Origin of the sequence: uncultured Ruminococcus sp., assembly GCF_937915125.1 — a bacterium.
In the GTDB taxonomy this organism is placed as follows: domain Bacteria; phylum Bacillota; class Clostridia; order Oscillospirales; family Ruminococcaceae; genus Ruminococcus_C.
In genome coordinates this window covers 20,904-37,160 of the sequence record NZ_CALDMP010000055.1, presented here as the reverse complement: position 1 = coordinate 37,160, position 16,257 = coordinate 20,904, and the positions used below count along the sequence as shown (strand labels likewise).

Annotated in this window: 10 protein-coding genes and 1 tRNA gene; 9 read left to right on the top strand and 2 right to left on the bottom strand. The window is 44.7% G+C overall.

Annotated features, from left to right (window positions below; all coding sequences use genetic code 11):
• Nucleotides 1-547 precede the first annotated feature (547 nt).
• The 3 genes from Q0418_RS05505 to Q0418_RS05495 all read left to right on the top strand — a co-directional run bounded on the left by Q0418_RS05505 (nucleotide 548) and on the right by Q0418_RS05495 (nucleotide 4,170).
• Nucleotides 548-1,315, top strand: coding sequence for a LytTR family DNA-binding domain-containing protein (locus Q0418_RS05505; protein ID WP_298482995.1), 768 nt, complete (start codon nucleotides 548-550; stop codon nucleotides 1,313-1,315).
• A gap of 98 nt (nucleotides 1,316-1,413) precedes the next feature.
• Nucleotides 1,414-2,574, top strand: a complete 1,161-nt coding sequence (locus Q0418_RS05500; RefSeq protein WP_298482992.1) for a sensor histidine kinase — start codon at nucleotides 1,414-1,416, stop codon at nucleotides 2,572-2,574.
• Nucleotides 2,575-2,706: 132 nt separating this feature from the next.
• Nucleotides 2,707-4,170 (top strand): 4Fe-4S dicluster domain-containing protein, encoded by a 1,464-nt coding sequence (locus Q0418_RS05495; RefSeq protein WP_298482991.1) that lies wholly within the window; start codon nucleotides 2,707-2,709, stop codon nucleotides 4,168-4,170.
• 165 nt (nucleotides 4,171-4,335) lie between these two features.
• On the opposite strand, the gene Q0418_RS05490 is transcribed toward Q0418_RS05495, so the two are convergent.
• The gene (locus Q0418_RS05490; RefSeq protein ID WP_298482989.1) at nucleotides 4,336-5,361 is read right to left on the bottom strand and encodes a glycoside hydrolase family 5 protein; all 1,026 of its coding nucleotides are present in this window, start codon (nucleotides 5,359-5,361) and stop codon (nucleotides 4,336-4,338) included.
• A gap of 438 nt (nucleotides 5,362-5,799) precedes the next feature.
• On the opposite strand from Q0418_RS05490, the gene Q0418_RS05485 reads away from it, so the two are divergent.
• Both Q0418_RS05485 and Q0418_RS05480 read left to right on the top strand, forming a co-directional pair.
• Complete coding sequence (locus Q0418_RS05485) at nucleotides 5,800-6,552, top strand: AraC family transcriptional regulator (RefSeq protein ID WP_298482987.1); 753 nt, start codon at nucleotides 5,800-5,802, stop codon at nucleotides 6,550-6,552.
• 176 nt (nucleotides 6,553-6,728) lie between these two features.
• A complete protein-coding gene (locus Q0418_RS05480) occupies nucleotides 6,729-7,190 on the top strand; it encodes a superoxide dismutase family protein (RefSeq protein WP_298482985.1) in 462 nt (153 codons plus the stop codon).
• A 120-nt stretch (nucleotides 7,191-7,310) separates the two neighbouring features.
• On the opposite strand, the gene Q0418_RS05475 is transcribed toward Q0418_RS05480, so the two are convergent.
• Nucleotides 7,311-7,398, bottom strand: a tRNA-Leu gene (locus tag Q0418_RS05475).
• Nucleotides 7,399-7,870: 472 nt separating this feature from the next.
• Between Q0418_RS05475 and Q0418_RS05470 the strand changes: the two genes are divergently transcribed.
• The 4 genes from Q0418_RS05470 to Q0418_RS05455 all read left to right on the top strand — a co-directional run bounded on the left by Q0418_RS05470 (nucleotide 7,871) and on the right by Q0418_RS05455 (nucleotide 16,252).
• Complete coding sequence (locus Q0418_RS05470) at nucleotides 7,871-9,352, top strand: family 43 glycosylhydrolase (protein WP_298482983.1); 1,482 nt, start codon at nucleotides 7,871-7,873, stop codon at nucleotides 9,350-9,352.
• 100 nt (nucleotides 9,353-9,452) lie between these two features.
• Nucleotides 9,453-10,958 (top strand): UDP-glucose--hexose-1-phosphate uridylyltransferase, encoded by a 1,506-nt coding sequence (locus Q0418_RS05465; RefSeq protein WP_298482981.1) that lies wholly within the window; start codon nucleotides 9,453-9,455, stop codon nucleotides 10,956-10,958.
• Nucleotides 10,959-11,125: 167 nt separating this feature from the next.
• Nucleotides 11,126-13,459 (top strand): sensor domain-containing diguanylate cyclase, encoded by a 2,334-nt coding sequence (locus Q0418_RS05460; RefSeq protein ID WP_298482979.1) that lies wholly within the window; start codon nucleotides 11,126-11,128, stop codon nucleotides 13,457-13,459.
• A 213-nt stretch (nucleotides 13,460-13,672) separates the two neighbouring features.
• Nucleotides 13,673-16,252, top strand: coding sequence for a glycoside hydrolase family 9 protein (locus tag Q0418_RS05455; protein ID WP_298482977.1), 2,580 nt, complete (start codon nucleotides 13,673-13,675; stop codon nucleotides 16,250-16,252).
• Nucleotides 16,253-16,257: the final 5 nt, after the last annotated feature.

Below are 16,257 nucleotides of genomic sequence, written 5' to 3'. Positions count from 1 at the left end.
AATATGCAAGCATATGACGTGCAAAGCCGACAGGCGCTCTTTGTGCGGTGTTGCCTTAAGGAAACAAGTTCTCTTGATTATACCAAATCTGTCGTGTAATGTCAAGAATTTCAAAGGAATCTTCCGGTAACTGAATATATTTTTGTGATTTGTCGAATTTTGTCGAACGATTATGAAATTTCTCAAAAAAATAAAAAGGAACATCTTGCAAAAGGTGTCGAAACGTGATATAATTGTTTAGATAAAATTGATCGTTTTGATCGATTCTCAGAATTCTATAAATGGACAATAGGAGAGATTCATTCATTTCAGGCAATACCGTACAGAGATTGTGTCAGATGTACTCTACGAGCGTAGACTTCGTCAGATTTTTCGCCATAAAAACAAAGAACGGAGTGTGTATTTTTGTATGCACCAGTACTTTTCGACATGTGGAAAAAATCAGCAGACAGATGATGCGCAGAGCCGTCAGGCGTTCTTTGTACGGTGTTGCCTTAAGAACAACATTGGGGCGGTATTGTTGTAAAAATTGTAGGAGATGGTTTTTATGAGAATAGCAATTGCAGATGATGATGCGTCAATGTGTCAGAGGATACGGGAATATCTTTTGATTTACAGCACACAGAAAGACGTGGATATGGATCCGCCGGACATTTATACGGATTGTGAATCCTTATATCAAGCCTGTCTGAATGGTGTGCACTATGATTTTCTGTTTCTGGACATTGACTTTTCCGGCTGCGGAAAAATGCCTGATTTTTTTCAGAATCGTTTTCAGGACGGCGATGAACAGATGAATGGGATTACATTGGGGATCCGTTTGCGGAGAATAGTGGGCTTAAAGGATGTGGATATCATCTTTGTCACATCTTATGATCATTGTGCAGCTGCTACGATTTCAAATATCCGCCCAGCCGGTTTCATCAAAAAGCCTGCTTCTCTGGAGGAAATTTCAGATACGATGCAAAAGGCGATCCAATACCGCAACATGACGCACCGTCTATTTGAATTCACCTGCCGAAAAACACTGATGCGTGTTCCGGTGTCCCGGATTCAGTATCTGAACAGCTGCGGCAGGCAGATCGTTGTAAAAATGGTTGACGGGCGTGCTTCGTTTTATGGGAAACTCTCTGATGTCAGACAGCAAAAATGTTTCGAATCCTTTCTGAACATTCATAAATCGTATTTGGTGAATCCGGATTATATCGAGAGATATACAACAAATTCCGTTTATCTGTGCGGTCCAGAACATGAAGTTCTGCCGATCAGCCGCACGCAGCAGTCTGTAGTAGATGACTGGCTTATGAGGAATTAAATCAAATGGAACTTTTCTTTTATCTTTTTTCAAATTTATTTCATATTTATGCGGTATATCAATGCGCCAGTATGTTTTTTCATAAAGAACGCCGTCTCATGTGGGCTGAATTATTCTGTTATCTGGGATATTATCTGCTGAACAGCGGCATCTATCTTTTGTTTCATAATGGCATTCTGAATATTCTCAGCAATCTGATCCCATTTTTCTGCATCACACTGCTTTATCGTACTACATGGATGCAACGGGTTCTTGGGACAGTGTCCATCTATATCTTAAGTATGATTGCTGACATTGTCTGCACCACAGCCACAGTGTGGATGGACACGCCGCCAATTTTCTTTACCAGTGGTTTTGTATCTTCCTTGCTCTTGCTGGTATTTGCCCGGATCATCCTGCACTTTCAGCTGTTCCATAGTGTCACCACACCAAAACTGAAGATGTTCTATATTCTGACAACTGTTTTCGTACCTCTCGGCTGTATTGTTGTTGCACACTTTGTGGCACGTACACTGTCTTGGCAGTCTCTGCTTTCCGCCATCATTCTCCTGCTGATCAATGTCAGCGTTTTTTCTCTGTACGATCTGCTGATGCGTATGATGGAGGAGCATCACACAGCTGAACTAATCCAGAAGCAAAATCAGGCTTATCAGGCGCAGTTGGAAGTGGTTCAGCAGTCACAAATGCGGCTGCGATGTCTGCGCCATGATATGAAGAATCACCTGTTCCAGATGCAGCGTCTCCTGGAAACAGGTGATTTAGAGCAACTCCAGGAATATCTGCAAACTTCAGAATCGTTTTTAGAAAATGCAGATTGGGTCTCCTACACGGAAAATGAAGCAGTAAACAGTATTTTGAATTACAAGCTGACGCCCCTTCGGCAGTCTGGCGCAAAACTGGAAATTCAGGTGGAACTGCCGGGGACATTTTCATTCCCGGTTTTTGATTTGAACGTTATTCTTGGAAATCTGCTGGATAACGCTGTGGAGGCATCCAATCGGCTCCTGCCCGAGGATCGGCTGATCCAGTTGAAAATGAAAGCGGAAAAAGGAATCATTCGCATTAGTGTGGGAAACCGGTTTGACGGCGTGCTTCCAAAGCATCACGCAACAAGAAAAACAGATACTGAAAACCATGGTATCGGCTTAAAGAGCGTAAGCGAAATCGTGGGGAAATATCATGGAAAACTTTGTACAGAATCAGAAGAGAATTGGTACACAGTACTTGTTCTTCTGTACGAAGAATGCTATGTGAAATGATGCAGAAACATGGGCTTTACAAACCACCGAAATCATGATATAATAGAAGAGAACATTTTGATTCTATGCAGCTGTCGTGATAACTTGCGCTGAGACTGGATTACAGATGCACAGGACTGACTGGAGGTTATTATGGTTACGAACGACGGAACGATTATTCAAATCAAGCACGATATTTTATGCGAGGTAGCAAAACTGGTATTTGCCGGAAAATTTGAGGAAGAAAAAGATGCGCTGCCGTATCGGATGATGCCCGGACCAAAAGCAAAATATCGCTGCTGCGTATATAAAGAACGTGAAATTGTACGCCAGCGGATCCGCCTTGCAGAAGGAAAGGCACCCCAGGGCGCCCATAATGAATTGGTGGTACAGGTTGTGCAGGCGGCATGTGAAGATTGTCCGATCTCCCGATATGTAGTCACGGATAACTGCCAGAAATGTATGGGAAAGGCTTGTCAGCAGTCTTGTAATTTCGATGCAATCGATATCGGACGTTCCCGTGCACATATTGATCCCCAGAAATGTCGGGAGTGCGGAAAGTGCGCGGCGGCATGCCCATATAATGCAATTGCCGATCTGATCCGTCCCTGCCGCCGCAGTTGTCCCGTCGGCGCAATTTCTACTGATGAAAATGGCATCTGTTATATTGATGAGAAAAAATGTATTCAATGCGGCAAGTGCATCCACAGTTGTCCCTTTGGCGCGATCAGCTCAAAATCTTGTGTGGTAGATGTTTGCCAGGCAATTGTCGACAAGAAGCACGTCTATGCAATGATTGCACCGTCTGCCGAAGGACAGTTCGGGGAAGGCATCACTTTTGAAAGCTGGCGAAATGCGCTGAAAGAAGTCGGCTTTATGGATATGATTGAAGTGGGACTGGGCGGCGATATGACAGCCTATGCAGAAGCTGCTGAGTGGGCAGAGGCATATAAGGAAGGGAAAAAGTGTACTACATCCTGCTGCCCTGGATTTGTCAATCTGATTCGTCTGCATTATCCGGATCTGGAAGAGAATATTTCAACAACAGTTTCGCCTATGTGTGGTGTGTCCCGCTGGATCAAATCACGGGATCCCGAAGCAATAACTGTGTTCATCGGACCATGCATCGCAAAAAAAAGCGAGGTTATGGATCAGAAAGTGCCGGGCAACGCCGACTATGCCATGACATTCGGTGAGATCCGTGCCATCATCCGTGCGCGTGGCGTCACCATCAAGGAAAGTGCAGAAACGCGCCAGGAAGCAAGTACTTTTGGAAAATGGTTTGGCAACAGCGGCGGCGTAACTGCAGCTGTGCTGGAAGGTATGAAAGAACAAGGCGTTACAAACGAAGTACAAGTGGAACGCTGCAATGGCACAGATGCCTGCAAGCGTGCTTTGCTGATGTTGAAAATGGGACGGTTTTCCGCAGACTTTATTGAAGGAATGGCGTGCGATGGCGGCTGTGTTGGCGGTCCGAGCCGTCATGTGGATGTCGCAAAGTTCAAAAAATCACGAGAGGCTCTGATTGGAAAAGCCGATCAGCGCAGTATCCAGGAAAATCTGATCCAACTTGGCGCTGACAAGACTCCGATGCACCGGGATGACTGGAATCTATAATAACAATTCTCGAAATAGATAATCCTATATATAAAAAGCTGCTGCAAATACAGCAAAATCCAAAGAACGAGTCGGAACAGAGACGGTTCTGTGTTTGGATTTTGACTGTCTGCAACAGCTTTTTCTTTTTGGATATGGCGGCGAAACTGCCGGGGAATGATATAATCACAAAAGTGGAATGATCTGGCGCAGGATCGGCAGCATATGAGAATCCGTTAAACCGAAATCCATTTTTTTATACGTCCAGACAGCACGCCCGATATGATGCCGCTCAAATACAGAGGATATGACCTGGAACCAGCGCAGCGTGCTTTCAATATCTGCCTGATGAATGACGCCATATTCACCGCAATATAGAGGTACATTGTATTTTTCTGCACAACTGATAGCTGCGGCAAAATTCGCTTCAAAGAGTGAAGCCTCAACGTCTGTCACGCCTTCTTTTACAAGGGGATCGGTATATTCTTTGTTAAAAGCAGCTGAACACTTACGATAAGTATCTAAGGAATCCGGATAGGCAATATGAAAATCCTGCCGCATTCCCTTTGCCCAGAATGCAGTCTGGTGCGTAAAGACGATCGGCTCAAAGCAATGAAAATTATACACAATATGATCATCTGCCGGGGGATCCAGAAGGGGGACACCATCAGCACCATTATGGTGAATTCCTCCGATCAAAATCGGAATTTCGGGTGCAATGGAACGAATGGCAGCCACTGTATTTGCTGCGATCTTGTTCCATTGTTCTGCAATGCTGCTGTCTACCACTTCATTCAGCAATTCAAATGCAAGAATTTTATGATACTTTCCAAATCGGCGTGCAAATTCCTGCCAAAGGGACATAAAACGTGCCTGCAATGCCAGATTTTTGAAAAATTCCCCTGCATTTGATTGATCATCAAATGAGTATCCCGGCGTTTTGTGCAGATCCAGTATCATATGAAGATGATACTTCTCGCACCATTTCAGACAGCGTTCGATCCAGGAAAATCCCTCTTCTTTTCGTATGCCGCCTTCCGATTCTACTAGTTCGAAATCGACCGGGATTCGTACATGATCTAATCCCCAGCTTGCCACTGTGGCAAAATCCGATTCTGAAATAAAAATCTGATAGTGACGGTCGCTGTGTTCCTGCTGTGAAAACCATCCGCCGAAATTGATACCGTGCTGGTATCCTTCCCAAATACGCATGTATAAAACCTCCTGCGAATCATTTAGTGCCTTTTCAAAGGTTTGTTTGATTCAGAATAGGGAATATAATCAGTTCTATTTTACGTGGAAAACAAAAAAAATGATATCAAAAAACTTGCTTTTATATCAAAAATATGATATAATATCTGTTGACAAAAATTCGTCTTTTTGTGATGAACTGTGAAAAATATGCGGATCCGTTTTTGCAAGGGTATCAGCATACCTTTTCGAAAAAATCTAAGGCAACACCGCACAAAGAGCGCCTGACGGCTTTGCACGTCATATGCTTGCATATTTTGCGTCATATTTCACAAAAATGCTCGTGAATACACAAAGTATTCACTGCGCTTTTTGTTTCATCTGACGAAAAATCTGACGGCGCACCTGACGCGCAATCTTTGTGCGGTATTGTCCTAACGAAAGAAGGGAGAATAGCAAATGACACTGGAACTGGAATGGTTAAAAGAAGAACAGGAACGGCAGGAGCATGTGCAGCAGCACGAACCACCGGAAACAGAATTCGTTTTTTACAATATGGTACAGCAGGGGGATATGGATGGTGTAACTCGGAATTTAAAAAGCAGACAATATTGGCGTATTGCAAAGGAAACCGTTCTTTCTTTCGATATGGTACAGAACTTTCGATACCATTGTATCATTATGTTGGCAATGGTTACACGATTTTGTATTGAAGGCGGCATGCCGGGGGAACAGGCATACCGTATCAGTGACTTTTATATTCACAAAATTGATGAGGCAGTCACGGAAGATATGATAGAAGAACTGCATGATACAGCATGTCTGGATTTTACGAAACGAATGCGCCATATCCGCAGCGGAACAGCCTATTCAAAGCCGATCACCATTTGCCTGAACTATATTTACAGTCACCTGCATGAAAAAGTCACAGTCGAAACGCTTGCTAAGGTAGTTCGTCTACACCCGAGTTATCTGAGCCGCCTGTTCCGAGAACAAATGGGGTGCACGCTGCATAGTTATATTTTGGATCAGAAAATACTAGCAGCAAAACAATTGTTGCAATTTTCTGACCGTAGCTTTGCAGAAATTGCAAATTTGTTTTCTTTTTCTTCTCAGAGCCATTTCATACAGGTGTTTTCCAAAAAAGTTGGTATTACGCCAAAACAATTTCGGGACTTGAAATTCCGAACAGAATTGATGCAGCCATTTTAAAGTCAGGGTGAGCTCAATTACAATCGGCATATTTTTTCTTAGAATTGCATATTTTTTATGGAAACACCGGATAATGTCGTCGGGCGCTCTTTGTGCGGTGTTGTCTTACAATCAGAATGTGCTGACAGGAGAAATTTCATCAGTACGCCTTGAACAACTGAGTAGTAGGTGATCATATGTTTTCGATTCCAAAACGTCTTCTGCTCCGCGATCCTTGTTGTACTGCAATACTGCATGGATCTGATCTCTATCCAGAAATCTGCGGAACAGTCCTTTTTTTCGATGTATGCCAAGGTACGGTCATTTTTTCAGAGATCAATGGACTTCCTGCGAAAAACGGCTTTTTCGCCATGCACATCCATATGGGACGTATATGCAGCGGAAATACAAAAGATCCTTTTGCCAATGCAGGAACGCATCTGGATCTGCATGACATGCCCCACCCGTTTCATACAGGCGATTTGCCTGCACTGCTGAGCAATAATGGTTATGCATGGAGTGCGGTATATACGGATCGGTTTCGTCCGTCACAGGTATGCGGTCATACTGTGATCCTGCATGCACATTCCGATGATTATCACACCCAGCCATCTGGAAATTCTGGTGAAAAAATTGCGTGTGGCATTATTGCATCTTAGGACAATACCGCGCAAAGCCGACAGGCACTCTTTGTGCGGTGTTGCCTTAGTTGAAAAATGTGATAAAATCGAATAAAAAAGGGCTGCTGCACTTACATAGAAGTACAGCAGCCTTGTTATTGGTGCCGCCGACCGGACTTGAACCGGTACAATCGCAATGATTGGTGGATTTTAAGTCCACTGCGTCTGCCTATTCCGCCACGGCGGCTTTTCATAGCACATGCGTTTAGTATACCACATCTTCAAAAAAAAGTCAAGCGATTTTCAGAATTTTTCTCATATCAATGTAAAATATAAAATGATATTTATTATCGATATATATTTAAGGCAACACCGCACAAAGAGCGCCTGACGGCTTTGCACGTCATATGCTTGCATATTTTGCGTCATATTTCACAAAAATGCTCGTGAATACACAAAGTATTCACTGCGCTTTTTGTTTCATCTGACGAAAAATCTGACGGCGCATCTGACGCACAATCTTTGTGCGGTATTGCCTTAAAAGGACTTGTCTCAGCAGCAATATTCGATAAGCCCCTCAGAATTCATTTTACAAATCAGCATAGAAACAGCACAAAAAATCTATTGACACAGGGAAGTGAAATTATTATAATAGTCTTATCATCCATATGTTCATGCATATACGATGTAGATATTCAAACTGAAAGGACTTGACAGCCATGAAAAAGCAGGTTTACAATCCATTTCTTCCGATTTATGAATGTATCCCCGACGGTGAACCTCATGTATTTGGTGACCGGGTATATCTCTACGGCTCTCATGATAAAGAGGGCGGCGAAACGTTCTGCATGCAGGATTATACCGTTTATTCGGCACCCATCGATGATCTTTCCGATTGGCGATGTGAGGGAACCATTTACCGTGCAGACCAGGATCCGGCATACCCCACTGCGCGGAAATATATGTATGCGCCAGATGTTGTCAGAGGAAATGACGGCAGATACTACCTTTATTATTGCATGTCCGGCAGAGACGGCGTCGGCGGCTATTATGGTCCTATCAGCGTAGCAGTCAGCGATACACCGGCAGGCGCATATCGGTATCTTGGATTTGTCCGCTGGCCTGACGGCAGTCCTATGCTGAAATATATCTGCTTTGATCCCGGTGTCATCAACGATAACGGTACGATCCGCATCTACTACGGTACACAGTTTCCTCACGAGGAAACTCCGGATTTCCGCACCAACGAAGCGCTGATCCAGGACGAGGTAAAGCAGTTTCACAAAACCCGGGAAGAGATCCTGAATACGCCGGAAAGCGTCATGGGACCATGCATGGTAGTTGTGGAAGACGACATGCTCACCGTCCGGGAAGCACCGAAGCATATTATTCCGTATCAAACCAAGGGAACAAGCTTTGAAGAACATCCGTTCTTTGAGGCAAGCTCCATCCGCAAGGTAGGGGATATCTATTATTTCATCTATTCTTCCTGGAAAAATCATGAACTGTGCTATGCCACTAGTAAATATCCTGACCGTGATTTCACTTTCGGCGGTACCATTGTCTCTAACGGTGATGTAGGATATGAGGGAAGAGCAGAAAAAGATCGCCTGAATATGACAGGAACAACCCATGGCAGCATTGAAAATATCAATGGGCAATGGTATGTATTCTACCACCGCCTGACCCATAAATCCGACTATAGTCGGCAGGCATGTGCCGAAAAGATCACCATCCAGTCGGACGGCTCTATTGTACAGGTAGAGATCACCTCTTGCGGCTTAAATGATGGACCACTCAAGGCAGAGGGAATCTATCCCGCAGTCATTGCCTGCAATATCACCAATGGTCACATGCCCCACGGCGCAAACAAAATCTATACGGACAGTTTCCCGAATGTCACTCACTGCGGCGAGGATCGGTTTATTGCAGAGATTCAGTCGGGTACTATGCTGGGATATAAGTATTTCAGCTTTATGGGCGCAAAAAGCCTTGGCGTACAACTGAAAGGCACCGGTACTGGCACACTGACTGCCTATGATGCCGTGGGTGGCAATGTTGTTGCTGAGATTCCGGTAACACCCTCAGAAACATGGACGACAAGCACAGCACCGCTGAATATAAGCGATGGTGTACACCCGCTTTATCTGATCTATTCCGGCACCGGTGAGATCGCTGTGAAAGAAATTCAGTTTGCATAATGAAAAAACTGGGGAATCCTTGATGAAATCTGGTGCACAAGATGCGTATCTGTAAGGTGGGATTTCATCAGCGGTTCCTTGGAATCGGGGAGGAATGCACATGATTTGTAAAACAATACAGGAACTGATCGAATATGGCATCCAAAAGGAACTTCTGACTCCGGATGACAGTATCTATATGCGCAATCAGCTCATGGATCTGCTTCAACTTTCCGCATGGGAAGAAGCGCCCGAAACTGTGGTCAGCCGTTCATTGGATGAGATCCTGGACGAACTGGTTGCTTTTGCCTGTGAGCAGGGCATTATCGCTGAAACCAATGCTGCAAAGGATTTGTTTGATACCAGAATCATGGGACTTTTTACAGCGATGCCTCACGAAGTCATCCGTCGGTTTTCCTCGGCTTATCAGAATAGTCCCGAAGCTGCCACAGACTGGTATTACAAGTACAGCCAGGACACAAACTATGTCCGTGCCGGCAGAATCTCCAGAGATATCCGCTGGACATATGCAAGTGAATATGGTACACTGGATATCACCATCAACCGTTCCAAGCCGGAAAAAGATCCGCGGGATATTGCCGCTGCAAGAAACCAGCCGAAAACAGCATACCCGGCGTGTCAGCTATGCCTGGAAAACACAGGTTTTGCCGGCACACAGACCCATCCGGCAAGACAAAATCTCCGCCCGATTCCCATTCAGGTGAACGGTGAAGCCTGGGCGCTGCAATATTCTCCTTACGGCTATTATAATGAGCACTGCATCGTATTCAATCAGAAACACATTCCCATGAAAATCGATGCAGCAGTGTTTGAAAAACTTTTTGATGTTCTGGATTTTCTGCCCCATTATTTTATCGGTTCCAATGCGGATCTCCCCATTGTGGGTGGTTCTATCCTCAGCCATGAGCACTTCCAGGGCGGACATTACACCTTTCCCATGGAGAAGGCACCAGTGGAAACGTCTTTTCTGCTGCCAATTTTTCCGGAAGTACAAGCCGGCATCGTAAAATGGCCTATGTCTGTCATCCGTCTGCAAAGTGAAAACCGCACTGCATTGGCTGGGGCGTGCGACCATATCCTGACGGCTTGGCGGCAATACAGTGATCCCGAAGCAGGAATCTTCGCTGAAACCGATGGCACGCCCCATAATACTATCACGCCCATTGCCAGAATGCGCGGCAGATTATATGAATGCGACCTTGTGCTGCGGAATAATTTGACTACAGCAGATAGACCACTGGGTGTATTCCATCCGAATCCCTCCCTGCACCATATCAAAAAGGAGAACATCGGACTGATCGAAGTCATGGGACTTGCAGTTCTTCCGGCACGGCTTGCCGCAGAGCTGCCCCTTTTGGAAAAGGCACTTTATACGGATATGCAGTTTCAGAAAGACGATCCTATCGCCTGTCATGCAGAATGGATCGCAGCGCTGAAAGAACGCTATCCAGATGCAAATAAACAGACTGCCGGTGTAATTGTTCGGCAAGAAATTGGTGTCGTTTTTGAAGAAGTCCTTCTGGATGCCGGTGTTTTCAAACGGGATAAAAATGGAAAACTGCATTTTTCGCAATTTGTGGATACCCTCAAACAAAAGGCAAGATAAAACTGTAATTGTTTTCGGAACCTTAAAGGAAAACCACTTCTTTCGTGATTTTGCATAATTTTTTCTACTGTTATATATGGAAAATAGAAATATTTGAGAAAAGTATTGAAAAATGAGGCGATATATGTTAAAATAAGAAAAAGTATATTTTCGGGGAGTGTGACAGCATGAAGAAAAAGCATTCTATAAAATGGAATATTATTACAGTTTTAGTGATTGCTCTGATTCTTGCGATTTGTTTTGTTGCTGCCACGCTTCAAGTCAACCAAATTGCCACAAAGTCCTGTTACCGCACCCTAAATGACACGGCGAATCAGCTTTCGTCTGACATCCGAAGTGAGATTCGCAATAACGAGGAAGAATTGGAGATTTTGTCGAGCATTCTGGTAACCCATGACAATATCACTGGAACAGTAGCTATGGAACACTTAGAGGCTTTTCAGTGTCAGAGTAGTTTTGCAGCCCTGGCGATTCTTTTGCCAGATCAGTCCGTACGGTGTACCGACCAGAAAGATATGGGTTTGGATCTTGACTTCCGGAAAGAATCGATAAAGACGCCTTATGTTTCTGGGATATGTACCCGTTCCAGTGAGCCAGACGAAAAATATCTCTATATGACAGTTCCTGTTGTCCAGGACGGCATTCTCAGTGGGATTCTCTATGGTTTTGTAGATCTGGATACCTTTGCAAACCAGTTTACTATCAACGCTTTTGAAGGGCAATGTGATCTTTATATTATTGATGGAGAAACCGGGGACTTCCTTCTGGATACACTGCATGATTCTCTTGGAAATATCAACGATCCTGAAATGAACATCCAGGAAGTCAGACAGGGATATGATTTTGAGGACATGAAAAATCATATTACCCAGGGAAAAGCAGGATATTTTGCATTTCGCTCAAATACATACGATGAATACCTCTACACTCGTTATAGTCCTGCTGGCATCAATCGGTGGATGGTACAGGTAACCGTACCAGAAAGCGTAGTATTTTCCAACGCCAGAAAGATTCGTTACGTCATTTATATTCTGGCAGCTATTTATATTGTAGCGTTTCTGCTGTATTTCATCTGGACGCTTCTCCGGAATCGCAAGGAAGCGATGCAAAAAGAACGTCAGCTGTCACAGTCTCTGTACATGTATAATGTTCAGCAGGCACTGTACGATGCGCCAAAAAAACCGGAATTGATACCGAATGCACTTCATATTGTCGGGAGTATGCTCACTGCAGAAGCAGTCATTCTGACGGTTATCCGGAACGAGGGAGAAACAGCGCTTTATTCCTGGCACGGTGAAAATGGCGCTATGTCGGAGGAGGATCTCAAAGGTTTGCTGCTGCGCGATGCACCGCCGAGAATGTGGAAATCTCTTCGTGACGGTAAAACACTCATGTTCTATCCAAAGGATTTGTCCCGGCTGGCAAAAGATGAACAAGAGGCACTGGCACTCCATCACATCTACAATATGATCCTTGTTCCTGTGCGTGATACAGAAAATCGGCTCATTGCTCTGCTGGCAAGTCTCAACATGCAGGAGGTATGGTCTGACGGCGTTTTGCTGGAATGTGTTGCAGGAAACTTTCTGCTGACACTGCAAAATATGAATTCCTATCAGCTGATCCAGAGAATGGGCACCATAGATGCAGTAACAGGTTTGAAAAACCGCAATAGCTACCAGCTTGCTTTGAACTCGTATGCCAATATCAAAGATGAGTCTCTCTGCTGTATTTATGCAGATGCAAACGGTCTGCATGAACTGAACAATCATCTGGGACATGCTGCCGGAGATGCCATGCTGCGATACATTGGTGATTCATTAAAAGAAATCTTTGGGAGCAATGATGCATATCGAATTGGCGGCGATGAATTTGTGGTGTTCTGCCACCACTGCTCCGAAAAGGATGTAGAAAGAAAACTTTCGTTGCTCCATGAAAAAATGCAGGAAAAGGACTATCATATTTCTGTAGGAACATCGTGGCTGCACACAGCAGTGCACCTGGATCATCTGGTTGCCGATGCAGAATGCAAAATGTATGAGGCAAAACGGCTGTACTATCAGAAAAAAGGCAATATCTCCAAGGCACGGGAAATGAACCGGAAGCTGGAGAAGATCCTGCTGGAGAAAAAAGATGCAGACAATTTCATACGCATCATTTCCTCCTATTTCATGGGCGTATATGTGGTTAATCTGAATACAGATTCCACCAGGAGTATCTATTGCCCCCAGCACTTTACGGAAAAACTGGAGAAAACTGCAAATCATTTTCTGCCAGCAATGGAGATTTACATTGTGAAGCATGTGCATCCTGATGACAAAGAAGGATTGCAGGAATTTCTCAATTATCAGAACATCGATCAGATGCTGCGTGCGGGAAAGAATCCGGAACATACGTATCATAAGCCAAATGGAATGAAGGTACGTATTCGTATCTACCCGGCAGATCAGTATTCGGAAAATGAAAAGGAAACATTCTGGCTATTTGAAGAATACACAAAATAACTATTACCGCACACTTCCATTTCCAAATGATCAAATAACTTTATCCACTGTTGAAAAGATGCCGTTCGATGCGGCATCTTTTCTGTTTTCACTGCACTTTTAACAAAAAACAATAATCTCATAAGGAAAAAACTGTTGACAATTCCGCAAAAATGACTTATAATGATTATAATCGAATTTCAAAATCTACTCGATCAAGAAAGGAAATGTGATATGAAACAAAACCATCACGGTAAAAAGCGTCTGATCTCGCTTCTCGTCAGCAGTGCGATGCTTGTGGGGATTTGCGGCAGTCTTGCACCATCAGCTGTCAGTGCAGCTGATGAAGAGGCGAATTTTGCACGCGCGCTGCAATATTCCATCTATTTCTATGACGGCAACATGTGCGGTACTGGTGTCAGCGAAAATGACCGCTACAACTGGAGAGGCGACTGCCATACTTACGATGCACAAGTGGAAATGAACAGTACTGCCACCAATCTGAGCGAGAGCTTTCTGACGCAGTACAAGGATATTCTCGATCCGGACGGAGACGGTTATATTGACGTTTCCGGCGGCTTCCACGATGCTGGTGACCATGTAAAATTCGGTATGCCGGAAAACTATTCCGCTGCAACACTGGGCTGGGGATATTACGAATTTCGGGATTCCTATGTCAAGACCGGACAGGACGACCACATTGAAACGATTCTGCGTTATTTTAACGACTATCTGATGAAGTGTACATTCCTGGATGAAAGTGGCAATGTGATCGCACACTGCTACCAGGTGGGTGACGGCGATATTGACCATGCTTACTGGAATGCACCTGAGATCGATGATATGGATCGACCGGCATTTTTCCTGACAGAAGAAAAGCCTCAGACCGATTATGTGGCTTCTGCGGCAGCTTCACTTGCTATCAACTATCTGAATTTCAAGGACACTGATCCGGAATATGCAGAAAAGTCTCTGGATTATGCACTTGCGCTGTTCAATTTCGCTGAAACACACGAAAAACAGCTCAGTGATAATGCGGATGGTCCGAAACAGTATTATCAATCCTCAAAGTGGGAGGATGACTACTGCTGGGCAGCTGCCTGGATGTATAAGATCACCGGAGATCACCATTACCTGGAGGAAATCTTCCCCTATTACGACTACTATGCAGCACCGTGTTATGTATACTGCTGGAACGACATGTGGGGCGGTGTACAGTGCATTCTGGGCGAGATCGTCAGCGAACAGTATCCGAATTTCATTGATGAATACAAGGAAGCAGCAGGGAAGAGCCCTTATGAGGAAATGGATTGCTGGAGTTCTGTTGCCGAAGCCATCGACAAATATATGACCGGCGGCGTGGGTACCATTACACCGGCTGGTTATTTCTGGCTGAATACCTGGGGATCTGCAAGATACAACACTGCTGCACAGCTCATGGCATTGGTGTATGATAAATATAACAACAACGGTCAGCCTTCTAAATTCAGCGATTGGGCAAAGGGTCAGATGGAGTACATTCTGGGTGACAATCCGCTGAACCGTCCTTATGTGGTTGGCTATAATGAAAACGCAGCAAAATTCCCGCACCATCGTGCCGCATCTGGTCTGACAAAGTGCGAGGATACCGATGAACAGCGCTATGTACTGTATGGTGCCCTGGTAGGTGGTCCGGATGCACAGGATCAGCACAACGATATCACTGCGGATTGGATCTATAATGAGGTAACCATCGACTATAATGCTGCATTTGTCGGTGCCTGTGCCGGTCTGTATGCGTACTATGGAACTGATAGTATGGAGATCACACCGGATTTTCCGCCCAAATCGGACACTGGAAATGATTCCGGCGGAAACGATTTCTGGGTAGATGCTTATGCCGTAGATGATATCCAGACCAGCGGCGCCGGCGTGACAAAACTGGCAATTCAGATGCGCACTGATTCTACAACGCCAAAGACAGATCTCTCCATGCGGTACTATTTCAGCATTGAGGAACTCAGCGACAAGTCCAATATCAGTCTGGTGACTGGTTCAGAGCTTTACGACCAGGCGAGTGTAGAAGCAGCACCGGCTGATGGCATTATCTCCGGACCGTATCAATTTGATGCAAGTTTTGATCCGAATATTTATTATGTCGAAGTCAAGTGGGACGGCTATAAAATCGCAAACTCCAACAAAAAATATCAGTTTACCGTTGGTTTCTACTATGGCGACACCTGGGATCCCACCAATGACTGGAGCTATCAGGGCATTACCAAATGTATTGATACCTATCAGGACGGCTCGGAGACACGGACGGATTATATCTGTGTTTACTCTGACGGCGTACTGGTTGGCGGTATTGAACCGGACGGCACAAAGCCAGAGAATACAACGCCTTCTGAAACAACGACAGCTACCCAAACAACAACTACTACAACTACAACTACAACAACTACCACCACAGCTACGACAACGAGCTCTTCTGAAAAGACAACAGAATCCCAGACAGAGACCTTTGTTTCTCAGCAAACAGAAACCACCACTGTTTCTTCTGCAAATTCTACAGAGACTACTGTAAAACCCGTAGAAAGCAGTACGGCTGAACCTGTACCTGATGGTACACTGTACGGTGATGTCAACCTGGATGGCAGAGTGGATATTACAGATGCGGTTCTTCTGAACAAAGCAGCTGCCGGTGCGGTACAGCTGAGTGAAAAAGCATCGAAAAATGCAGATTGTAATGCCAATGGTGAACTGGGATCAGATGATTCCATTGCATTGCTGAAGTTCCTGGTACATCTGATCAGTTCACTGCCGACAGAATCATAAGGCAA